Source organism: Sphaerisporangium viridialbum (assembly GCF_049674955.1).
GTDB lineage: Bacteria > Actinomycetota > Actinomycetes > Streptosporangiales > Streptosporangiaceae > Sphaerisporangium > Sphaerisporangium viridialbum.
The window spans coordinates 4,044,647-4,063,575 of sequence record NZ_CP187232.1 but is presented as its reverse complement, the minus strand read 5'-3'; the positions used below and the strand labels follow the sequence as shown (position 1 = coordinate 4,063,575).

The 18,929-nt window shown below is 71.5% G+C and carries 26 protein-coding genes; 10 read left to right on the top strand and 16 right to left on the bottom strand.

The annotated features are described in order from the left end of the window. The first annotated feature begins 225 nt into the window (after window positions 1-225). A complete protein-coding gene (locus ACOZ38_RS18020) occupies window positions 226-459 on the top strand; it encodes a hypothetical protein (RefSeq protein ID WP_424531993.1) in 234 nt (77 codons plus the stop codon). A gap of 164 nt (window positions 460-623) precedes the next feature. Here the strand turns inward: ACOZ38_RS18020 and rpmF are convergent, their stop codons facing one another. From rpmF to rpmG, 5 genes are read right to left on the bottom strand one after another with little or no spacing between them, the layout of a single operon-like run. Then, window positions 624-785 carry a 50S ribosomal protein L32 gene (gene rpmF / locus ACOZ38_RS18015; protein ID WP_424531992.1) on the bottom strand — a complete coding sequence of 54 codons (162 nt, stop codon included), beginning with the start codon at window positions 783-785 and terminating at the stop codon, window positions 624-626. Between the two features lie 2 nt (window positions 786-787). Next, the gene (gene rpsN / locus ACOZ38_RS18010) at window positions 788-1,087 is read right to left on the bottom strand and encodes a 30S ribosomal protein S14 (RefSeq protein ID WP_424531990.1); all 300 of its coding nucleotides are present in this window, start codon (window positions 1,085-1,087) and stop codon (window positions 788-790) included. Further along, on the bottom strand, window positions 1,087-1,323 hold the full coding sequence (rpmB, locus tag ACOZ38_RS18005) for a 50S ribosomal protein L28 (RefSeq protein WP_424531988.1): 237 nt from the start codon (window positions 1,321-1,323) through the stop codon (window positions 1,087-1,089). Before rpmB ends, rpsN begins: the two co-directional genes overlap by 1 nt. Further along, window positions 1,323-1,568 carry a type B 50S ribosomal protein L31 gene (locus ACOZ38_RS18000; RefSeq protein ID WP_424531986.1) on the bottom strand — a complete coding sequence of 82 codons (246 nt, stop codon included), beginning with the start codon at window positions 1,566-1,568 and terminating at the stop codon, window positions 1,323-1,325. The genes rpmB and ACOZ38_RS18000 overlap by 1 nt, the downstream gene beginning before the upstream one ends. After that, window positions 1,565-1,729, bottom strand: coding sequence for a 50S ribosomal protein L33 (gene rpmG, locus ACOZ38_RS17995; RefSeq protein WP_424531984.1), 165 nt, complete (start codon window positions 1,727-1,729; stop codon window positions 1,565-1,567). The genes ACOZ38_RS18000 and rpmG overlap by 4 nt, the downstream gene beginning before the upstream one ends. Before the next feature lie 83 nt (window positions 1,730-1,812). On the opposite strand from rpmG, the gene ACOZ38_RS17990 reads away from it, so the two are divergent. After that, window positions 1,813-2,952 carry a CobW family GTP-binding protein gene (locus ACOZ38_RS17990; RefSeq protein ID WP_424531982.1) on the top strand — a complete coding sequence of 380 codons (1,140 nt, stop codon included), beginning with the start codon at window positions 1,813-1,815 and terminating at the stop codon, window positions 2,950-2,952. A 79-nt stretch (window positions 2,953-3,031) separates the two neighbouring features. Here ACOZ38_RS17990 and ACOZ38_RS17985 read toward each other — a convergent pair whose 3' ends face one another. Then, a complete protein-coding gene (locus ACOZ38_RS17985; protein ID WP_424531980.1) occupies window positions 3,032-3,928 on the bottom strand; it encodes an MFS transporter in 897 nt (298 codons plus the stop codon). Between the two features lie 61 nt (window positions 3,929-3,989). Between ACOZ38_RS17985 and ACOZ38_RS17980 the strand changes: the two genes are divergently transcribed. After that, window positions 3,990-5,237, top strand: coding sequence for a beta-galactosidase (locus ACOZ38_RS17980; protein WP_424531978.1), 1,248 nt, complete (start codon window positions 3,990-3,992; stop codon window positions 5,235-5,237). Between the two features lie 128 nt (window positions 5,238-5,365). On the opposite strand, the gene ACOZ38_RS17975 is transcribed toward ACOZ38_RS17980, so the two are convergent. The 4 genes from ACOZ38_RS17975 to ACOZ38_RS17960 all read right to left on the bottom strand — a co-directional run bounded on the left by ACOZ38_RS17975 (window position 5,366) and on the right by ACOZ38_RS17960 (window position 7,883). Continuing rightward, window positions 5,366-5,755: a DUF2809 domain-containing protein gene (locus ACOZ38_RS17975; RefSeq protein WP_405148205.1), complete on the bottom strand. Its 390-nt coding sequence runs from the start codon at window positions 5,753-5,755 to the stop codon at window positions 5,366-5,368. 116 nt (window positions 5,756-5,871) lie between these two features. Then, window positions 5,872-6,333, bottom strand: a complete 462-nt coding sequence (locus ACOZ38_RS17970; RefSeq protein WP_424531976.1) for a DUF4184 family protein — start codon at window positions 6,331-6,333, stop codon at window positions 5,872-5,874. Window positions 6,334-6,373: 40 nt separating this feature from the next. Next, window positions 6,374-7,021, bottom strand: coding sequence for a nitroreductase family protein (locus ACOZ38_RS17965; protein ID WP_424531975.1), 648 nt, complete (start codon window positions 7,019-7,021; stop codon window positions 6,374-6,376). A gap of 64 nt (window positions 7,022-7,085) precedes the next feature. Beyond that, window positions 7,086-7,883: an SAM-dependent methyltransferase gene (locus ACOZ38_RS17960; protein ID WP_424531973.1), complete on the bottom strand. Its 798-nt coding sequence runs from the start codon at window positions 7,881-7,883 to the stop codon at window positions 7,086-7,088. A 253-nt stretch (window positions 7,884-8,136) separates the two neighbouring features. Here ACOZ38_RS17960 and pip point away from each other — a divergent pair, with 253 nt between their 5' ends. From pip to ACOZ38_RS17940, 4 genes are all read left to right on the top strand, one after another. Continuing rightward, on the top strand, window positions 8,137-9,084 hold the full coding sequence (gene pip, locus ACOZ38_RS17955) for a prolyl aminopeptidase (protein WP_424531972.1): 948 nt from the start codon (window positions 8,137-8,139) through the stop codon (window positions 9,082-9,084). Window positions 9,085-9,278: 194 nt separating this feature from the next. Next, window positions 9,279-9,620: a DUF3147 family protein gene (locus tag ACOZ38_RS17950; RefSeq protein WP_424531970.1), complete on the top strand. Its 342-nt coding sequence runs from the start codon at window positions 9,279-9,281 to the stop codon at window positions 9,618-9,620. Further along, the gene (locus tag ACOZ38_RS17945; RefSeq protein ID WP_424531969.1) at window positions 9,617-10,021 is read left to right on the top strand and encodes a DUF3147 family protein; all 405 of its coding nucleotides are present in this window, start codon (window positions 9,617-9,619) and stop codon (window positions 10,019-10,021) included. Before ACOZ38_RS17950 ends, ACOZ38_RS17945 begins: the two co-directional genes overlap by 4 nt. A gap of 63 nt (window positions 10,022-10,084) precedes the next feature. After that, window positions 10,085-10,813 carry a maleylpyruvate isomerase family mycothiol-dependent enzyme gene (locus tag ACOZ38_RS17940; RefSeq protein WP_424531967.1) on the top strand — a complete coding sequence of 243 codons (729 nt, stop codon included), beginning with the start codon at window positions 10,085-10,087 and terminating at the stop codon, window positions 10,811-10,813. A 50-nt stretch (window positions 10,814-10,863) separates the two neighbouring features. Here the strand turns inward: ACOZ38_RS17940 and ACOZ38_RS17935 are convergent, their stop codons facing one another. After that, window positions 10,864-11,382: a helix-turn-helix domain-containing protein gene (locus ACOZ38_RS17935; protein ID WP_424531966.1), complete on the bottom strand. Its 519-nt coding sequence runs from the start codon at window positions 11,380-11,382 to the stop codon at window positions 10,864-10,866. A gap of 91 nt (window positions 11,383-11,473) precedes the next feature. Between ACOZ38_RS17935 and ACOZ38_RS17930 the strand changes: the two genes are divergently transcribed. Beyond that, entirely contained in the window at window positions 11,474-12,673 is a 1,200-nt protein-coding gene (locus ACOZ38_RS17930) for a benzoate/H(+) symporter BenE family transporter (RefSeq protein WP_424531964.1), read from the top strand. 21 nt (window positions 12,674-12,694) lie between these two features. On the opposite strand, the gene ACOZ38_RS17925 is transcribed toward ACOZ38_RS17930, so the two are convergent. The 5 genes from ACOZ38_RS17925 to ACOZ38_RS17905 form a co-directional block, all read right to left on the bottom strand. Further along, complete coding sequence (locus ACOZ38_RS17925) at window positions 12,695-13,051, bottom strand: ArsR/SmtB family transcription factor (protein WP_405152004.1); 357 nt, start codon at window positions 13,049-13,051, stop codon at window positions 12,695-12,697. A gap of 102 nt (window positions 13,052-13,153) precedes the next feature. Next, on the bottom strand, window positions 13,154-13,342 hold the full coding sequence (locus tag ACOZ38_RS17920; protein WP_424531962.1) for a DUF3073 domain-containing protein: 189 nt from the start codon (window positions 13,340-13,342) through the stop codon (window positions 13,154-13,156). 84 nt (window positions 13,343-13,426) lie between these two features. Beyond that, window positions 13,427-14,410 carry an aldo/keto reductase gene (locus ACOZ38_RS17915; RefSeq protein ID WP_424531961.1) on the bottom strand — a complete coding sequence of 328 codons (984 nt, stop codon included), beginning with the start codon at window positions 14,408-14,410 and terminating at the stop codon, window positions 13,427-13,429. Between the two features lie 132 nt (window positions 14,411-14,542). Next, on the bottom strand, window positions 14,543-15,700 hold the full coding sequence (locus ACOZ38_RS17910) for an acyl-CoA dehydrogenase family protein (protein WP_424531959.1): 1,158 nt from the start codon (window positions 15,698-15,700) through the stop codon (window positions 14,543-14,545). 54 nt (window positions 15,701-15,754) lie between these two features. Further along, the gene (locus ACOZ38_RS17905; protein WP_424531958.1) at window positions 15,755-16,870 is read right to left on the bottom strand and encodes a M24 family metallopeptidase; all 1,116 of its coding nucleotides are present in this window, start codon (window positions 16,868-16,870) and stop codon (window positions 15,755-15,757) included. A 228-nt stretch (window positions 16,871-17,098) separates the two neighbouring features. Here ACOZ38_RS17905 and ACOZ38_RS17900 point away from each other — a divergent pair, with 228 nt between their 5' ends. After that, the gene (locus tag ACOZ38_RS17900; RefSeq protein WP_424531956.1) at window positions 17,099-18,013 is read left to right on the top strand and encodes a PP2C family protein-serine/threonine phosphatase; all 915 of its coding nucleotides are present in this window, start codon (window positions 17,099-17,101) and stop codon (window positions 18,011-18,013) included. Window positions 18,014-18,017: 4 nt separating this feature from the next. Continuing rightward, window positions 18,018-18,923 (top strand): 5'-3' exonuclease, encoded by a 906-nt coding sequence (locus tag ACOZ38_RS17895; RefSeq protein WP_424531955.1) that lies wholly within the window; start codon window positions 18,018-18,020, stop codon window positions 18,921-18,923. The last annotated feature ends 6 nt before the right edge of the window (window positions 18,924-18,929 follow it).

The window sequence follows — 18,929 nt, the reverse complement described above, 5'->3', positions numbered from 1 at the left end:
TGGCGGTCACGCCTGGCTGGCAGGGCTCCGGCCACCGCCGAGCACCAACCGCTTGCCCACGTCCAAGATCGTCCAGTGCTCGACCAGCTCACCGCTGCACCTGGGCGCGCGTCATGACGGTCCAGCATTAACGAGACAGGCAAACCAAGATCAACCCGGTTTGGGGCTCATAGCGCGATTCTTACTGCCACCCCTACTCTGGGCCGTCCGGCATGGGTCCGTTTCGTGCTGGTTCCCGGGATCACCGACGACCCTGGGAACATGGACGGCGTCGCCCGCTTCGTGGCCGGCCTCGGCAACGTGGAACATGTCGACGTGCTCCCCTTCCACCGCATGGCGGCAGAGAAGTACCGGCGCCTGGGGCTGACGTTCCCGCTGGGTCATGTGAGCGCGCCGGGAGCGGAACCACTCGACCGCATCCACGCGCAGTTCCGTGCGCACGGGGTTCCAAGCCTGTGAGGGTGCCATCGAGCACTCGGCGAGCACGTGGTTCGAGGAGCCCGTCTCCTCCGATGACCTCCAGGTCCTGGACACCTCCAGGGTGCGCCGCTGCCCGCGGCAGGCGGTCACGCCTAGCTCCGGTCACCCGCCGCAACGCCCTGGCGGGTGACCGGAGCTCGCGGTTATGTCATGAACCCCCGCTGGTAGGCGCGGACGAGGCGGCGGGGCACCAGCAGGTCCCGTCCGTTCACGCGGACGGGGACGAGGGCGGGGGTGGCCGCCTTCCACTGGCTGCGGCGGTGCCGGGTGTTGCTGCGGGAGGTTCTGCGCTTGGGCACGGCCACGGCTACCAGCTCGCCTTCCTGATACCCGGGAGCTCGCCCCGGTGGGCCATCTGGCGGAAGCGCACGCGGGAGAGCCCGAACTTGGTCAGGTGGCCGCGTGGGCGGCCGTCGACGGAGTCGCGGTTGCGGATGCGGGTGGGGCCGGCGTCGCGCGGCTGGCGGCTCAGTTCACCGGCTGCTCGCGCCCGCTCCTGCGGTGTGCCGGTGCGGATGGTCTCCTTCAGCTCGGCCCGGCGGACCGCGTAGCGCTGGACCACCGCCTTGCGCCGCTCGTTGGCCGCGATCTTGCTCTGCTTGGCCATCAGACCCTCTCCCCCCGCGCCCGGATCCGAGCGATCGCCGTTTCGATGCCGATCTTGTCGATGGTCTTGATCGCTCGGGTGCTGAGCGTCAGCCGGACGAAGCGGCCCTCGCTCGGGACCCAGTAGCGGCGATGCTGGATATTGGGGTTCCACCGGCGGCGAGTGCGCCGGTGGGAGTGCGAGACGTTGTTGCCGAAGACCGGTTCCACGCCGGTGAGCCGGCAGTGGGCGGACATCAGCTCCTCCCGTAGCGCTGGTTGAACCGCTCGACACGGCCGGCGGCGTCGAGGACGCGGCTGCGGCCGGTGTAGAACGGGTGACTGGCCGAGGAGACGTCGACGTCGACCACCGGATAGGTGTTGCCGTCCGCCCACTCGATGGTCCTGTCACTGCTGATCGTGGACCGGGTGAGGAACGCGACCTTCGCGCCGGGGTCGCGGAAGACGACCGGGTGGTAGTCGGGGTGAATGCCCTTCTTCATCGTTCCTCCCGGAACAGCGTGTGCCGCCGGATGGTCGGGTCGTACTTGCGGAGCGTGAGCCGGTCGGGGTCGTTGCGCCGGTTCTTCCTGGTCACGTAGGTGTAGCCGGTCCCAGCGGTCGATCGCAGCTTGATCACTGGGCGGAGGTCGTCTCTGGCCAAACCAGGCCTTCTTTCGCTGTCGCGTGCCAAGGTGTGGCACCATAATGACAACGGTTATCGTTTTTAACAACTCGGGAGGCCTCGTGTCCATTCCTGTTGTCCTCGTCGCGGGCCTGCACGCCTCGGCCCGTACGGCCACCGTCGACCGGCTGCTGTCCGCACACCCCGGATCGGTCGCGGTCCACCACGATCTGCGCACGGTCACCCTGGATCGTGTCGAACGAGTGGTCCGCGACCGGTCGGGCGTGCTCGACCTGGCCGAGGTGCGGCTCGCGCACGGGTGCGTCACCTGCGCCGTCCGCGAAGACCTGCTTCCCCAGCTGCTACGACTCGCGGCGACGGCCTCGTTGCTGGTGGTGGAGCTGTGGGACTCGGTGGAGCCCCGCTCGGTGGCCGAGGCCGTCGACTGCGAGCAGGCCCGCGACATCCTGCGGCTGACCTCGGTGCTCACCGCGTTGGACGCCGAACACATGCCCGTCGACATCTCCCGCGGCGACCTTCTGGCCGGCATCGACAGGCCCGCGGCGACGGGCGACCGACGCTACGTGGCCGAGGTGCTCGCCCGCCAGATCGAGTACGCCACCGGCCTGGTGCTGCACGGCGGCGACGAGGAGGACGCCGACCTGTCGCGCGCGGTGCTCGCCCACCTCGCGCCGGTCACGCCGGTCCACCCGGTCACCGGGCTGCCGCGCGTCACCGGGGCCGCGCTGTGCACCGGAGAGCTGGCCGAGCGGGTCGACCCGGCCACCGCCCAACTCCCGTGCGACGCGCGGACCGGCGAGATCACGACGGTGGTGTGGCACCGCCTGGGCCCCCTCCACCCCGCGCGGCTGTTCGAGGCCGTCGACGAGCTGGTCACCTGCTCGGTGCGCTCACGTGGCCGGTTCTGGCTGGCCACCAGGCACGAGCAGATGCTGGCCTGGGACGCGGTCGCCGGAGTCATCTCCGTGGAGGACGCCGGGCCCTGGCTGACCACGCTGCCCGAGGCCACCTGGGACACGGTCTCCCCCGCCCGCCGCATGGCCGCCACTCTGGACTGGAATCCGATCATGGGCGACCGTGTGCAGCATCTGGTTTTCACCGGCCCGGACCTCGACCGTGCGCGCATTCACGAGCTGCTCGACTCTTGCCTGCTCACCGAGCGGGAGGCCGCCGCCGGAACCGACGCCTGGGCCGCCTTCGACGATCCGTTCGCCCCCATCCTGGACCTGGAGGCCGTATGAGACCGCGGGGTCGGAGGCGTCGTTGACGATCGCCGTCGAGCTCCGCGAGGTGCGCAGGTGTGGCAGCTCGCGGGTCCCTTCACGCGGGATCCGGCGGGTTTCGCCGTGACGGCATGGCCACCGCCATCATCAGCCCGGCCAGCACCACGACCGCCGTGGTGACGAAAGCCGTCTCGTACGAGTACGAGGCGAGCTGGCCCGCAACCAGCGGGCCGACGGTCATGCCGAGATCGGCGGTCATCTGGTAGGCCGCCACGGCGGTGCCGCCACGTCCCTGGGTGACGTCGCCCACGGTGGCCGCCCCTCCCGTGGTGCAGAAGGCGGTGCCGAGTCCCATCAGCGCGAAGGCCGCCAGGTACCCGGGCAGCGTCTGCCAGGCCGTGACCACGACGAGGCTGCCGAGGACCAGGCCCTCGCCCAGCAGCGAGGGCCGGCGGCCCGTACCCCGAAGACCGCCCAGCCGAGACCGAAGTTCGTGGTCAGCGCCGCCCGGTAGGGCTGGTGCCTCAGGGCGTGCGCCACCGATATCCGCTGCCCGGTGGAGCCGGCGGGCCGTGCCGGCGTGCTGAACAGCGGCCCTGCCCCGGTGCGAAGCGGGGGTCACCCGCAGCAGCAGGTTCATCGCCGACACGGTGTACAGCGCCGAGCCGATGCCGCAGGCGCCCCGGAAGATCAGCAGTTGCGGGTAGTTCCAGGACAGGCCCGCGAGGACGCTGGTCACCGCGAGCAGCGTCATGCCGGTGGCGAGCACCGCCCGCTCCCCGAACCGGTTGACCAACCGGCCACCGGGCAGGCCGGTGGCCAGGCGCATGAACGCGAACGCCGACACCACCGCGCCGACCGCCGCGCTGCCCACGCCGAACTCGCTGGCGAAGACCGGAATGGCCGGTGACTGGATGCCGAAGCCGACCGCGACGGTGAACGCGACGGCGGTGAGGATCTTGACTTCTCGTGGCAGCTCCCGGATTCCGCCCACCTAGGCCCGCCGCCCGGCGATCTCGTCCAGGAGTTATGGCACCACCTGGAACAGCCCGATCATGGCGGACGGCGAGCCGTTCGGTTTCGGGAACCGTCTGCACTACGACCCCTCGTCGCCGATCTACCGCCGGTACGCGGCGAACATCACCACCAGGCTCGCCGAGCGTTACTCCTTTCACCCGGCACTGGCGATGTGGCACATCAACAACGAGTACGGCCCCACCGCGTACAACGAGGCGAGCTCGGTCAACTTCCGGCATCGGCTCAAGCGCAGGTATGGCGACCTCGGCACCCTCAACGAGGCGTGGACGACCCGGTTCTGGAGCCAGGTCTACACGGACTGGGACCAGATCGAGGTGCCGGACATCCCGCGTGCCTGGATGAATCCCAGCCGCATTCTGGACTTCAAGCGCTTCACCTCCGACGCCCTTCTGGAGTGCTACGTCGCTGAACGCGACATCGTCCGCTCCTTCCGCGACGACATCCCGGTCATGACCAACTTCATGCGCTTCTACCGGAACGCCGACTACTGGAAGTGGGCTCCGGAGGAGGACGTGGCGGCCCTGGACATCTACCCCGACCCCGCCCGGCCGGACTCGCACGTGTCGGCTGCCTTCCAGTTCGACCTGTTCCGTTCCCTCAAGGGCGGGCAGCCGTGGATGCTCATGGAACAGGCGGCCAGTGCGGTCAGCCAGTGGAAGCTCAACGTGGTCAAGGAGCCCGGACGGATGCGGCTCGGCTCGCTCCAGGCGATGTCACGCGGCGCCGACTCGGTCATGTTCTTCCAGTGGCGGGCCGGCCGCGGCGGGCAGGAACGCTTCCACTCGGCGATGCTGCCGCACTCCGGGCCCGGCTCGCGTGCCTTCGGCGAGGTCACCGCCCTCGGCCGTGAAGTCGAACTCCTCGCACCCGTGGCGGGGACGACCGCGCGTGCCGAGGTCGCCGTCCTGCTGGAGGGCCGCGCCGCGGTCATCGCCAACGCCTACGGCTCCGGCCGGGTCGTCTACTTCGCCACTCTCCTGGAAGAAGCCGCCTTCGACGCCATGCTGCTCGGCCAGGTCGAAGCGGCGGGCGTGGAGAACCGCTTCGGCGACGTCCCCGCCCACGTCGAATGCTCCGTACGCCAGGACGCACAGCACGAGTACCTCTTCCTGCTCAACCACGATGCCGAGCGCGGCGCCGCCGTCCGCCTCCCAGGCGGAGGACGAGACCTGCTCACCGGCACGCCGGCCACCGGAGAGGTGACCCTGCCTCCCCTTGGCGCAGTCGTCATCCAACGAGCACTGCAGGCGTCTCAGGCCGCATGAAACCGGGTCTCGGCAGGACTCATGGCTCGGAGCGTCGAGCAGCGGCGCGCCGGGCGTCTGACCGCTCAGCAAGGTCAAGACCGCGTCACGCCGCCACCACGCCCCATTTCAGTGACCCCGCCGGCCGTTCATTCCTGCTTCGTGCCGGACTTTCCGCCCTTCCCGGACGTGTGGACCGCCCATCCGAGGAGGGCTCCCGCGGCGTACCAGAGGAGGTCCGGCGGGTTGAAGGTGGAGCCGAGGACCAACCGGGCGATCGAGCTGCGGGCCGACAGCTCGGCCGGGACCCCGGTGAGCTGCGCGAACTCGATCAGCCAGCTCACACCCAGCGCAACGGCGGCGGCCCATGCCGGGCGCGTCCGCGGCGCCGCGGCGATGACCAGGGTGTACAGGAGAAGGGTGTAGAGCAGGTCGCCCGCGTACTTGGCCGGCACGCCGTCGGACGCCGCCCGCACCGCGAGCCCGGCGGCCACGGTGACCAGAGCGGCGGCCAGGGCGACGAGCCGGGGCTTCAGCATCCGGAAACAATAAGCCCCTTATGTCGCTTCCGTCGCGTCCAGGCCCGTGAGGCCCGCCCTCGGGTCGCCCGGGCGACCGCACAGGCGCGCGTCGCGTACGACCAGATCGGGAACCCTCATGAGGGAACGTCATGGCCGCGGGCACGGCCGGGCCACCCCAGCGCGTGCCACACGATCGCGTGGCAGGCCAGGACCGCCACGCAGCCGTCCATGGCGCCCAGCAGCACCGAGCGCACCAGGTCGTAGAGGCTCGGCGCACCGCCGCTCCCGAGGACGGCATACGGCGCGGGGCCGGACGGCGCGGACGGCGCGGGGCCGGGCAGCCGCGCGCGTAGTCCCTCGGGGGCGAGCGCCGTGAGGGGCGTTCGCAGCACCAGCTCGAACAGCACGAGCAGCGCGGCTCCGGCGGGCAGGTCCACCAGCACCGCGCCCTGCCAGCCGTGGGTGGTGCCGGCGGAAACGGGCAGCGGTGCGTAGTACGGCAGATCAGGCACCATCGCGCCGACCACCAGCGCTGCGAGGGGCAGCCGCCTCCGCAGCGGCAGGACCGCGGCGGCGTGGCTGAGCGTCAGCGGCACGCCGCGCCGCCGGAGCCCGGCCCGCGCGTCCCGCCGATCATCAGGTTCCGCTGGGGGCGAGGGGCGTGCCGTAGGTCTCGGAGAAGACGATGTCCTCCACCGGCGTGCGGGACAGGCGGGTGGGAAAGCCGTGCGCCGGGTAGCCGACGGCGATGTGCGCGGCGGTGATCATCCCGTCGGGGATGCCCAGCAGCTCCTTGACCTGCGGCTCGTAGCCGCACAGCAGCGTGGTCAGGGCGCTCGCCACGCCCTGGGCGCGCAGGGCCAGGCAGAAGTTCTGCGCGGTCGGGTAGATCGAGGCGCCGCCGACCACGCTGAGCCGCCCGAGGGCGTGGTCGGTGGGGTGCAGGCCGTCCAGCTCGGCGCAGCAGACGACGATGGCGGGCGCCTCGTCCAGGTGCTCGGCGAAGTGGTCCGCGTCGGTGACGACCTTCGGCAGCGTCCCGACCTGGATGTCACCCGTTCCGATGCCCTTCAGGTAGGCCTTCCAGGGTTCCAGGTACCAGTCCCGCAGCCGCCGCTTCCGTTCCGCGTCACGGACCACCACCCAGCGGACCGGCTGCCGGTTGCCGCCCTGAGGCGCGAAGCGCGCGGCGTCGAAGGCGGACAGCAGCACCTCCTCGGGCACCGGGTCGCCGCTGAAGTAGCGGCAGGTACCGGTCGTTCTCATCGCGTCGACGACGTCCATCGCACACCTCGGGGGGAAGGGAGAACGGAAAGGTTCGTACTGAGGGTGAATCCTCCGGGGCCGCCTAGGGCTTGCGGGCGACCCCGCCGTACATCCAGATGCGGTCGAGGTCGAAGATCGGGCCCTCGTTCCGCCAGAGCGGGACCTGGACGAGCCCGGGGTCCACGAACTCGAAGCCGCCGAACACGCGCTCGATCTCCGCCCTGGTCCTCGGCACCGCGGGCGCCTTGGCACGGGTGTAGGTGTCGGCCACCTTCAGCACCTCGTCCTTGCGGAAGTCCTGGGTGGGGTGCGAGATGGCCAGATAGCTTCCCGGCGCCATCTCCTCGCGCAGGGGCCCGACGATGTCCTCGGGGTCCATGTCCGGGATGAACTGCAGCACCGAGATGAACATCGTGGCCATGGGCCTGCTGAAGTCGATCAGCTTGCGGACGTCGGGGTCGCCCAGGATCGCCTGGGGGTCCCGCGCGTCCGCCGTGATGACCTTCGTCTGGCCCTGCCCGTACCCGGCGAGCAGTGCCCGCGCGTGCACCAGGACGATCGGGTCGTTGTCCACGTAGACCACGCGCGCGTCGGGGGCGAACTCCTGGGCGACCTCGTGCGCGTTGCGCTGCGTGGGCAGCCCGGCACCGATGTCGAGGAACTGCCGGATCCCGGAGGCGACCAGGAAGCGCACCGCCCGCTGCATGAACGCCCGGTTCTCCCGCGCGATGTCCCGGATCTCCGGCGCCGACCTCAGCGCCTCCTCGGCGGCCTCGCGGTCGGCGGCGAAGTTGTCCTTGCCGCCCAGGTAGTAGTCGTACATCCGGGCCGGGTGAGCGATGTGCGTGTTGAGCTCGACTGGCCCAGATCGCCGGGACATCACTGGCCTCCATCCGGATGGACCACATCGCGCACCGGCCACGACGGCCGGCGACGGCTTATGGCCGCGCTAACTGCCTCCACGACCGTAAAGATCATATATACGAATCTTCCCGCAATGATGGGTGATGTCACCAAACTTCCGTGGAATCGACCCGGTCACTTCCGTCTTTCCGTCGACAGACACCTAACCGGGCCGTCCGGTCGGCCGGACTCGCCTGAGATCGGCATGAGCGCACGCATATCGTGGAGCGATGTATCCCCCGATCGAGCCCTACGACCACGGGTACCTCGACACCGGCGACGGTCACCTCGTCTACTGGGAGGCCTGCGGGAACCCCGAGGGCAAGCCCGCACTGGTCGTCCACGGCGGCCCGGGCTCGGGGTGCACGCCGGGCCAGCGGCGCTCCTTCGATCCCGGGCGCTACCGCGTGATCCTGTTCGACCAGCGCAACTGCGGCCGTAGCCTGCCCCATGCGAGTGACCCGGCCACCGACCTGACCACCAACACCACCCACCACCTGGTCGCCGACATGGAACGGCTGCGCGAGCACCTCGGCGTCGACCGGTGGCTGCTCTACGGCGGTTCGTGGGGTTCCACGCTCATGCTCGCCTACGCCGAGGCCCATCCCGAGCGGGTGTCGCGGATGGTCGTCGCCGGGGTCACCACGACCCGCCGCTCCGAGATCGACTGGCTCTACCGCGGCGTGGGCCGCTTCTTCCCCGAGCAGTGGCAGCGCTTCCGCCAGGGCGTCCCCGAGACCGAGCGCGACGGCGACCTGCTGTCCGCGTATTCGCGCCTGATGTCCGACCCCGATCCCGATGTACGGGCCAGGGCGGCCCACGACTGGACGGCGTGGGAGGACTCGGTGATCTCCCTGGAGGCCAACGGCAAGCCCAACGCCTACAGCGACCGCCCGCCCGCCGCCCTGCTGGCCTTCGTCCGCATCTGCAGCCATTACTTCTCCAACGCCGCCTGGCTGGAGGAGGACGTGCTGCTGCGCGACGCGCACAAGCTGGCCGGCATCCCCGGCGTGCTCATACACGGCCGCCTCGACCTGGGCTCGCCGCTGGAGAACGCCTGGCGACTCGCCCAGGCCTGGCCCGGCGCCCGGCTCGTCGTGGTGGACGACTCGGGCCACACCGGCAGCGACACCATGCGCGAGGAGATCCTCGCCGCCCTGGACGCCTTCGCCACCTAGGTCGCCGACCCGCACAGCTCACCGCCACGCCACGGCAGGTTAGATCCGGCCTGATCATGCCGATGAAAGGCATAGGAACGGATTCCGGAGACGTGGCCCGTACCGCCGGGAAGGCAGGGCCGGCGGTCGCGTGGCAGCGTGATCACTCAGGAGGCCGCCGCGGCGGCGACTCCTGCCCGAGGGGGCGAGCACATGTGAACGAGGTAGGGATGATCGCCCTGCGCGCGCTGTTCGGTGGCCTGCTCGTCACGGTCTTCGCGCTGATCGGCGAGATGGTGAGCCCGAAGCGGTTCGCCGGCATCTTCGCCGCGGGGCCGGCCGTCGCGCTGGCGGGGATGACCATCACCCTGGTGTTCATTGGCGGCCGGCAGGTCGCGGAGTCCGCGCAGGGCATGATCATCGGGTCGGTCGCGCTGGTGGCCTTCTGCGCGTCGGCGGCGCCTCTCGTGGAACGCCTCGGCACCGCCGCCGGCTCGGTGGTCGCGCTGGCGATCTGGGCGGCCGTCGCGGCGCTGGGCTGGCCGCTGATCTCATGAGCGCCCCGGAGAAGATCCAGATCGAGCCTTCCAAGCTGCGCCACATCTCGCCGGCGGCCATGGCACTGCGCTTCGCCTTCGGCGCGGCCGTCTCGGTGGTCGCGGGCTTGGTCGGCGACCACTGGGGACCGGTCGCGGGCGGAATCTTCTTCGCCTTTCCCGCCGTCCTGGCCGCCACCCTCACGCTGATCGAGACCGAGGAGCACAGCAGGATCCTGGCCGCCCAGGACGCCCGTGGAGCCGTGCTCGGCGCGATCGGCATGGTCGCCTTCGCCCTGTGCATGTGGGCGCTCGCGGCCCGCATCCCCACGGTCGCCGCGATGGGACTCGCGACCGTGGTGTGGGCGGTCGTCGCCACCGCCCTGTATCGGCTCATCTGGGGCACTCGCCGGAGCCGATGACGGTCATGCGTGCCCCGGACCACGCTCGGTCAAACCGGCCGTGGCCGGGGAACGCCCCTGGGTATGACTTCCGAATCGGACCTGCTCCAGGATCTCGACCCGTTCGACATATTCGACGCCGAGGCGGAGCGGCTCGACCGCTGCTTCTCCTCCCTCGGCGAGATGGGCTGGAATCGCCCGACCCGGTGCGCGGGGTGGTCGGTCCGCGACGTCCTCGCCCACCTCGCGGGTGAGGAGCTCTACAACCACGCGTGTCTCACCGGGGATATCGAGGGATTTTTCAGGATGCTGGAGCGCGAGGGCATCCCCGTCGACGACGCGTACGGGTGGGTCGACCGGTTCAACGACTGGTGCGTACGGCGGCGCCGGGGCCTGCCGGTCGAGCAGGTGCTGCGCGAGTGGCGGGAGAAGAACGGGGAGACGCGCAGGCGGATGCGCGAACTCGGCCGCGACACGCTGATCCGGACCGCCGCCGGGCCCTATCCGGCGGGCCCGCAGACCTTCCACTACGACTCCGAGTACGCGACGCACGCCGATGACGTGGGGGCGCCGGTATCAGCGGAGGAGGCGGGCTTCCGCCTGGAGTGGCGGGTTCGGTTCGGCCTGGTCGCCCTCGCGGAACGGAAGTCGAACGCCCAGGTGGAGCGCGACGGCGACCGGATCCGCGGGCGGGTGGACGGCCTGACGGCGGAGCCGTCCGCGGCGGACTTCGTCGAGGCGACGGTCGGGCGGCTGCCCGAGGGCCACCCGCTCGACCCGCGCGTCCGCAGCGCTCTGCGCTGCCTCGCCTGAGCCGTGCGGGCGGGCTCGTGCGAACGGCGTGAGAACCCTGCCCGCCGGCATCAGGGGTGCGGATAGCGCATGAGGAGGCTGGCGTGGACTTCCTGGCCGCCGATCGCGGTGTAGCTGTGCTGGACGTCCGACGACCAGGTGATGTGCTCGCCGGGTCCGGCGAGCAGAGGTGAGTCCACCGGCCCCGCCTGGAGGGTTCCGGAGAAGACGGTGATGTGCTCGGTGACGCCCTGGTGGTGGGCCGGGGAGATCTGCGTGGCCCCCGCGTGGACCACCAGCCGGTAGAGCTCGTAGGTCACGGCCTCGTCCTGGAAGACGTGGAGCAGCACGCCGTGCACGGCGGTGCCTTGGACGAGGGGGTTCGGGCCGAGCGCGACCGCCAGCGGGACGCCGAGCTGGGCCGTGACCGCCCAGAGGGTCTCCAGCGTGGGGTTCCGGGTGCCGTTCTCCAACCCGGACAGCGTGGCCTTGCCGACCCCGGCGCGCCGGGCGAGCTCAGATAGGGATATGCCGCGTTCCTGGCGCAACCTGCGGATTCGCCGTCCTACGTCGGCCGCGTCGGCGTTCACGGGGGGATGGGGCTTTCGTGCGCGCGGTCCATGAGGCTATGGTGCCAGCATGACGCGTTCCGTATACGGAACACACTGAGGGGATCGTGGCATGACTCGCCTGTTGCAACCCGTGCTGGCGGGGGTGGTGACGGCCGTCGTCGGCTTCGCCAGCTCCTTCGCCGTGGTCCTGGCCGGGCTCCGGGCCGTGGGAGCCGACCAGGCGCAGGCGGCGTCAGGGCTGCTCGCGCTCTGCCTGGCCAACGGCGTGGTCGCCATCCTGCTCAGCGTGCGGCGGCGCCTGCCGATCACCATCGCCTGGTCCACCCCGGGCGCGGCATTGCTGGTGTCCACCGGTGCCGTGGAGGGCGGGTTCCCCGTCGCGGTGGGCGCGTTCGTGGTCTGCGGGCTGCTCATCACCGCCGCGGGCCTGTTCCCCGCGCTGGGCCGCTTGATCGCGGCCATCCCCACCCCGATCGCCAGTGCCATGCTCGCCGGGGTCCTGCTCGACCTGTGCGTGGCTCCGGCGCGGGCGCTCGGCGAGATCCCGTGGATGGCCGGTCCCGTGGTGCTCACCTGGGCGCTGCTCAGCCGCTTCGCCCGCAAGTGGGCGATCCCCGTGGCCCTGCTCGTCGCGATCGCGGCGATCACGCTGGCGGGGCCGGGGCTGGGCACGGTCGACGCGCGGCCGGTCGCCGAGCTGACCGTCCCCGCGTGGAGCGCCTCGGCGATGGTCAGCATCGCCCTCCCTCTCTTCCTGGTCACCATGGCCTCGCAGAACGTCCCGGGCATGGCGGTCCTGGCCGGCTACGGCTACCGTCCGCCGCTGCGCGGGATCCTGGTCGCCACCGGCCTGGCCGGCGTCCTCGGGGCTCCCCTCGGCGGCCACGCGGTGAACCTGGCGGCCATCACCGCCGCGCTGGCCGCCGGACCGGACGCCGAGGCCGACCCGAGCCGCCGGTGGATCGCCTCGGTGGCGGCCGGCGGCTCGATGATCGTCCTGGGCGTCGGCGCGGGCCTGGCCACCGCGCTCGTCGTCCTCTCCCCGCCCTTGCTGATCGAGGCCGTCGCCGGCCTGGCGCTGATCGGCGCGCTCGCCTCGGCGGTCACCACGGCCGTGGCCGAGCCCGAGGGCCGGGAGGCGGCGGTGGTGACCTTCGTGGTGACCGCGTCGGGGTTGACTCTGCTCGGAGTGGGCGCCGCGTTCTGGGGGCTCGCCGCGGGAGGCCTCATGACGCTCCTGCACCGGAGGAGGAACCCCGTGCGGACCGCACCGGTCCAGGAGGAGGAGGCTCAGACGGCCGTGCGATGATCAGCCCGGCGGACCGGGCTCTCAGTGCCCGCCGCCCGCGGCGCGAAGGTCCTCCAGTATGTCGGCCTGCCCCGACAGCACCCCGGTGAGGATCTTGCGCGCGACCGCGAGAAGTTCCGCGACATGCGGGCTGGTCAGCGTGTAGAAGACGGTGGCGCCCTCCTTGCGGGTCACCACCAGGTTCGCGCGGCGCAGCACCGCGAGCTGCTGGGACAGGTGCGCCGCCTCGATGCCGACCTCGGGCAGCATCTCGGCCACCGCGTACTCACGCTCGCTCAGCAGCTCCAGCACCCTGATCCGCGCGGGATGCCCAAGCGTCTTGAAGAACTCCGCTTTCAGCTGGTACAGGGGCGCGCTCAACGCGGCGCCCCTCTTCATCGCCTCGTTCACGCCCCCATCCTCTCCGACCACCGCGACCCCTGATCACCGTCGCCATGCCGCGTCGAACACCGGCAGGGGAGGATCCGGCGGCTCCCGGACTCAGCCGGCGTGACCGTTCTCATCGGCGTCGCCGGAGAGTCCGTCGGCTGGATCGGCTTCGCGTCCGCGCGCGGTCCTGTCCGCGACCCCCAGCTCGTGCCTAAGACGGTCCAGGTCGGTGCCGCCGCCGCTGTACTTCAGCTCACGGGCGACCTTCGTCTGCTTGGCCTTGGCCCTGCCGCGTCCCATTGGCCTCGCCACTCCTGTCGATGTCGCTATCTCTGCAATTGCCAACCTTAGCAACCAAAATCCCCGACGAGCCCGTGGTTGCGGTCACCCCTCGGCGGGGTCGGCGGTCGTTTCCGCGATCGCCGCGCGGTCCTGCGCCGTCAGGGGGACGTCCAGGGCGGCGCGCATGGCCGCGAGGTGCTCCGGCGTGCGCGGGGCGATGATCGCCGCCGCGACGGCCGGGTCGGAGATCACCCATCCCACCGCGAGCGTCGCGGGCGTCACGCCCCGCTCGGCGGCGGCCTCCTCGAACCGCGCGACGATCCGGAATGTGGCGTCCCTGGGCAGGTGGCCGTACCAGTCCGGCATCAGCGCGAGCCGCGACCCGGCGGGGACCTCGCGGCCGGCCCGGTACTTGCCGGTCAGCCAGCCCCCCGCGAGGGGACTGTAGGCGGTGAAGCCGATCCCGTGGCGGGCGCAGGCCGGGAAGTCGGAGGTCTCAGGCCCGCGGTCGAGCAGGTTGTAGCCGGCCTGCAGGTTGACCGGCGCGGCGCCGCCGGGCCGGACGGCGGCCACCGCGTCGTCGAGCCGCGCGCCGCTGAAGTTGCTCATCCCGTAGTGGCGGATCTTTCCCGCCCGCACGAGCTCGTCGAACGCGCCGACCGTCTCCTCGATCGGCGTGGCCGGGTCGAAGACGTGGGTCAGGTAGAGGTCGACGCGGTCGGTTCGCAGCCGCCGCAGGCTCACGTCGATCTGCTGCCCGATGTGGCGCGCGGACAGCCCGGCGTCCCGAGGGTCCCGGCCCACCGGGTTGCCGACCTTCGTCGTCACCATGACCTGATCACGGACCCCGCGGCCGGCCAGCCACCGGCCGAGCCACTCCTCCGACCGGCCGCCCCCGTAGGAGTTCGCCGTGTCGAACATCGTGATGCCCTCGTCGAGCGCGGCGTCCAGCATCGTGAAGGCGGACCGCTCGTCGTCCCCCTCGCCGAACAGGCGCGGCGCCGAGCCGACGCCGCCGAAGTTGCCGCAGCCGAAGGACAGGACCGGCACCCGCAGATCACTGTTCCCGAGCCGTTCGTAGCGCATGCGCGAACCTAACACCGCCACCGGCCCACCCGAGCCACCGGGCCCGCCCTAGGCGGGCGGACCGGCGGTCATCGGGTCACCTGGACGGGCCTGTGGTGGTCCGGTCCGGTGGGGTGCCGGCGTGCGGGGACGTCACGATGGGCCGTCCTTGGTGAGGGCGCGGCTGATCACCAGGCGCTGGATCTGGTTGGTGCCCTCGACTATCTGGAGGACCTTGGCCTCGCGCATGAGGCGTTCGACCGGGAAGTCCTCGACGTAGCCGTACCCGCCGAGCACCTGCACCGCGTCGGTGGTGACCTTCATGGCCGTGTCGGTGGCGAACAGCTTGGCCATCGCGGCCCGCGTGCCGTACGGACGGCCGGCGTCGCGCAGCCGGGCGGCGTCCAGGTACAGCGCACGCGCGGCGGCGACCTGGGTGGCCATGTCGGCGAGCATGAAGCCGAGGCCCTGGAAGTCGGCGATGCGCGAGCCGAACTGGCGGCGCTCGCGGGCGTAGGACGTGGCGGCGTCGAGGGCGGCCTGGGCCACTCCCACCGCGCACGCCGCGATGCCGAGCCGCCCGCCGTCCAGCGCCGCCATCGCGATGCGGAACCCCTCGCCCTCGGACCCGACCAGCGCGTCCGGCGCGAGCCGTACGGAGTCGAGACGGACCTGGGCGGTCGGCGAGGACCGCATGCCCATCTTGCGCTCAGGCCGGGCGAACGACAGGCCCGGCGAGGACGCGGGCACGTGGAAGCACGAGATACCGCGGGCCCCTTCGCCCGAGGTGCGCGCCATGAGGGTGTAGAAGTCGGCCACGCCTCCGTGGGTGGTCCAGGCCTTCACGCCGTTCACGATGTAAGCGCCGTCGTCACCGGCCACGGCCCGGGTGGTGAGGGCGGCGGCGTCCGACCCGGACTGCGGCTCCGACAGGCAGTACGCGCCGAGGAGGTCGCCGCCGATCATGCCGGGCAGGAGCGCGGCCCGGCGTTCCCGCGAGGCGTACGCGGCGACGGGGAAGCACGACAGCGTGTGCACCGACAGGCCGAGCCCGACGGCCAGGAACGCGCCCGCCAGCTCCTCGACGACCTGCAGGTACACCTCGTACGGCTGCTCGCCCCCGCCGTACTCCTCGGGATAGGGAAGGCCGAGCAGCCCCGCGCGGCCGAGGGTCGCGAACACATCGCGGGGGAAACGGCCCTCGGCCTCGTCGCCCGCCGCGCGGGGCGCGACCTCCTTGGCGATCAGGTCTCTGACCAGGTCGAGCAGGTCATGGGCTTCGGGGGTGGGCAGGGCGCGGTCGACCGCCATCGATGCACTCCGGGTCACAGGGGGGTCACTTCTCATGGGGGGTCATGCCCTCGGTCACACGATGACGAGGTCGCGGGGCTGGTCGTTGAGGCGCTCCCCACCCGTCTCGGTGCAGACGAGGATGTCCTCGATGCGGGCGCCGTGCCGGCCGGGAAGGTAGATGCCCGGCTCGACGGAGAACGCGAAGCCCGGCGCCAGCGGCTCGGCGTTGCCCGAGACGATGTAGGGCTCCTCGTGGGTCTCCAGCCCGATGCCGTGGCCGGTGCGGTGGATGAAGCGGTCACCGTGGCCGGCGTCGGCGATGATCTCCCTGGCCGCGGCGTCGACCGCCTCGCACGGCACGCCGGGCCGTACGGCCTCACAGGCGGCGTCCTGGGCGCGGCGCAGCACCTCGTAGTACGCCGCGAAGTCGGCGGGAGGCTCGCCCACGCAGTAGACGCGGGTGGAGTCCGAGCAGTATCCGCTCGGCATCTGGCCGCCGATGTCGATCACCACGGGGTCGCCCGCCTGGATGACGCGGTCGGACAGCTCGTGGTGGGGGCTGGCGCCGTTCGGGCCGGAGCCCACGATGACGAAGTCGACGGTGACGTGCCCGGCGGCGATGATCGCCTCGGCGATGTCCTTGCCCACCTCGCGCTCGGTGCGGCCCGCCTTGAGCAGGCCGGGCACCTGGGCGTGCACGGCGTCGATCGCGGCGCCCGCCTCGCGCAGCGCGGCGACCTCGGCGGGGCTCTTGCGCATGCGCAGCTCCCGCAGCGCCGACCCGGCCAGCACCTGCTCGGTCCGCGGCAGGACGGAGCGGAAGCGCAGCGACTGCATGGCCCACATGCGGTCGGCCAGCCCGACGGTGGCCACCCGGCCGATCCTGTGCGCCACCAGGGAGTACGGATCGTCGGTCTCGTCCCAGGGGACGAACTCCAGCCCGAGGCGCGCGGCCGGCGAGGCCTGCGCGGCGGCCAGCTCCAGCCTCGGCACCACCATGAACGCCTCACCGCCGGCGGGCACCACCAGGCAGGTGAGCCGCTCGAGCGGAAGCGCGTCGTAGCCGGAGACGTAGCGGAGGTCGGGGCCCGGGGTCAGGAGCAGGGCGTCGATGCCCGCGGCGGCGGCGGCCTCGCGCACGTCCGCGACGCGGCTCACGGGGTAGAGATCAGAGGACGTCGTTGTCACACCGACCAATGTATTCCACCGGTATTCCCACGCCCGCACCACCTGCCTCCCCGGCCCCGGCACCCCGGCGCCGGGAGGTCCACCCCCACGTCATCCGCACGGGACACCCCTGTCACCACAGGAAACACCCCTCACCGTTCCCCCGGACTGACTACTATTCGCATAGGAGCGATCACGATCCGCTCCTTAATACTCCAACTACCCGGTGTTTTGAGAGCGAGCTGCTACATGGTCGGCGTAGTGGGCGGCTCACCGCCACCCCTCCCCCCACCTAACGACCCAGAGGCTGCACTCCCCCACGGCCCCGCGCCGCTGACGACCACCGAGACGGTCCTTCGGCTGCGCGCGCGGCTCGCCCACGCACAGCGGATCATGTGGGAGTCCCGGAGGCAGCTCCTGCAGGCACACCAGAAGGCCGCCGAGGCGCGGCGCGTCTCGGCGGCCCTGCGCGACGCGATCCTGCCCGATCCCGGCGGGTCGATCCTGCTGCCGAGCGCCCACATCGCCGTGCGCTACGTCCCGGCCGAGAAGACCTCCAGCCTGGGCGGCGACTGGTACGAGGCGACCACGCTGCCCGGTGGGCGGGTGCTGCTGGCCATCGGCGACGTCGCCGGGCACGGCCTGCCCGCGATCGCCCAGATGGCGCAGCTCCGCCACGCCTTGGTGGGGCTCGCCATGACCGGGGAGCCCCCCGACCGGCTGCTGGCCTGGCTCAACCGGCTGGTGTGCCATCGCATGGGCGAGGGCACCGCCACCGCCATCGTCGGCCATCTCGACCCTCTGACCGGCCTGTTCACCTGGGCGCAGGCGGGCCATCCGCCCCCGATCCTCGTGCGGGGCGGGGTGGCCAGGCAGCTGAGCCCTCCCGAGGGCGTGGTGCTCGGCGCGAGCCTCGAGCTGCCGTACGCGCTGGGCAGCCTGAGCCTGTGCCCCGGCGACCTGCTCCTGCTGTTCACCGACGGCCTGGTGGAGCGGCGCGGGCGCGACATCGACGAGGGCCTGGCGCTCACCGTCGCGGCGGCCGAGACCCTGACGTGGGACGCCTGCCTCGCGGAGAAGCTCGACATGCTGGTCGAGTCGGTCGGCGGTCCGAACCCCGAGGACGATATCTGTCTGCTCGCCGTGGGAGTGCTGGAAGGATAGGCCCATGCCAGGGCTGATGCTTCTCGACACCCCATCGCTGTACTTCCGGGCGTTCTACGGGATCCCGGAGTCGATGACCGCCCCCGACGGCATGCCGGTCAACGCCGTCAGGGGGCTGATCAACATGATCGCCACGCTGGTCCGCGGCCACTCCCCCGACGAGATCGTGGCATGCATGGACGCCGACTGGCGGCCCGCCTTCCGGGTGGCGGCGATCCCGTCCTACAAGGCCCACCGGGTGGCGACCGGCCACCAGGAGGAGGTCCCCGACACCCTCGTCCCACAGGTTCCGGTGATCGAGCAGGTGCTCGACGCCGTGGGCATCGCCCGGGTCGGCGTGCCGGGGTACGAGGCCGACGACGTGATCGGCACGTACACCGCACGCGCCGCCGGGGAGGTCGAGATCGTCACCGGCGACCGCGACCTGTTCCAGCTCGTGAACGACGATCAGCCGTGCCGCGTCCTTTACACGATAAAGGGCATTCGCAACCTCCAGGTGATCGACGAGGTCGAGGTGTCCGCCAAGTACGGCATCCCCGGCCGCGCCTACGCCGACTTCGCCACCCTGCGCGGCGACCCCAGCGACGGCCTCCCCGGCGTCCCCGGGGTCGGCGACAAGACGGCCGCCGCCCTCGTCACCCGGTTCGGCTCCCTCGACGCCATGCTGAAGGCGATCGACGAGGGGGTCACCGACGGGTTCCCGGCGGGAAGCCGCCTCAAGCTCGGAAAGGCCCGCGACTACCTCGCGGTCGCCCCGGCGGTGGTGAAGGTCGCCCACGACGCGCCGCTGCCCGAGGTCTCCATCGCCCGCCCGTCCGCGCCGCGCGATCCCGAGACGCTGGTCGCCCTGGCCGACCGCTATGGCCTGGACAACCCCTTGAATCGCCTGCTCGCCACGCTGGCCCCCTAGGATCCT

Bases quoted from the DNA above. Each gene is read 5' to 3' on its own strand.
- rpsN (WP_424531990.1), bottom strand. From the start codon at position 1,087: ATGGCCAAGCAGAGCAAGATCGCGGCCAACGAGCGGCGCAAGGCGGTG.
- rpmB (WP_424531988.1), bottom strand. From the start codon at position 1,323: ATGTCCGCCCACTGCCGGCTCACCGGCGTGGAACCGGTCTTCGGCAAC.
- ACOZ38_RS18000 (WP_424531986.1), bottom strand. From the start codon at position 1,568: ATGAAGAAGGGCATTCACCCCGACTACCACCCGGTCGTCTTCCGCGAC.
- ACOZ38_RS17980 (WP_424531978.1), top strand. From the start codon at position 3,990: ATGGCGGACGGCGAGCCGTTCGGTTTCGGGAACCGTCTGCACTACGAC.
- ACOZ38_RS17975 (WP_405148205.1), bottom strand. From the start codon at position 5,755: ATGCTGAAGCCCCGGCTCGTCGCCCTGGCCGCCGCTCTGGTCACCGTG.
- ACOZ38_RS17965 (WP_424531975.1), bottom strand. From the start codon at position 7,021: ATGGACGTCGTCGACGCGATGAGAACGACCGGTACCTGCCGCTACTTC.
- ACOZ38_RS17960 (WP_424531973.1), bottom strand. From the start codon at position 7,883: ATGTCCCGGCGATCTGGGCCAGTCGAGCTCAACACGCACATCGCTCAC.
- pip (WP_424531972.1), top strand. From the start codon at position 8,137: ATGTATCCCCCGATCGAGCCCTACGACCACGGGTACCTCGACACCGGC.
- ACOZ38_RS17945 (WP_424531969.1), top strand. From the start codon at position 9,617: ATGAGCGCCCCGGAGAAGATCCAGATCGAGCCTTCCAAGCTGCGCCAC.
- ACOZ38_RS17940 (WP_424531967.1), top strand. From the start codon at position 10,085: ATGACTTCCGAATCGGACCTGCTCCAGGATCTCGACCCGTTCGACATA.
- ACOZ38_RS17930 (WP_424531964.1), top strand. From the start codon at position 11,474: ATGACTCGCCTGTTGCAACCCGTGCTGGCGGGGGTGGTGACGGCCGTC.
- ACOZ38_RS17925 (WP_405152004.1), bottom strand. From the start codon at position 13,051: ATGAAGAGGGGCGCCGCGTTGAGCGCGCCCCTGTACCAGCTGAAAGCG.
- ACOZ38_RS17920 (WP_424531962.1), bottom strand. From the start codon at position 13,342: ATGGGACGCGGCAGGGCCAAGGCCAAGCAGACGAAGGTCGCCCGTGAG.
- ACOZ38_RS17915 (WP_424531961.1), bottom strand. From the start codon at position 14,410: ATGCGCTACGAACGGCTCGGGAACAGTGATCTGCGGGTGCCGGTCCTG.
- ACOZ38_RS17910 (WP_424531959.1), bottom strand. From the start codon at position 15,700: ATGGCGGTCGACCGCGCCCTGCCCACCCCCGAAGCCCATGACCTGCTC.
- ACOZ38_RS17900 (WP_424531956.1), top strand. From the start codon at position 17,099: ATGGTCGGCGTAGTGGGCGGCTCACCGCCACCCCTCCCCCCACCTAAC.
- ACOZ38_RS17895 (WP_424531955.1), top strand. From the start codon at position 18,018: ATGCCAGGGCTGATGCTTCTCGACACCCCATCGCTGTACTTCCGGGCG.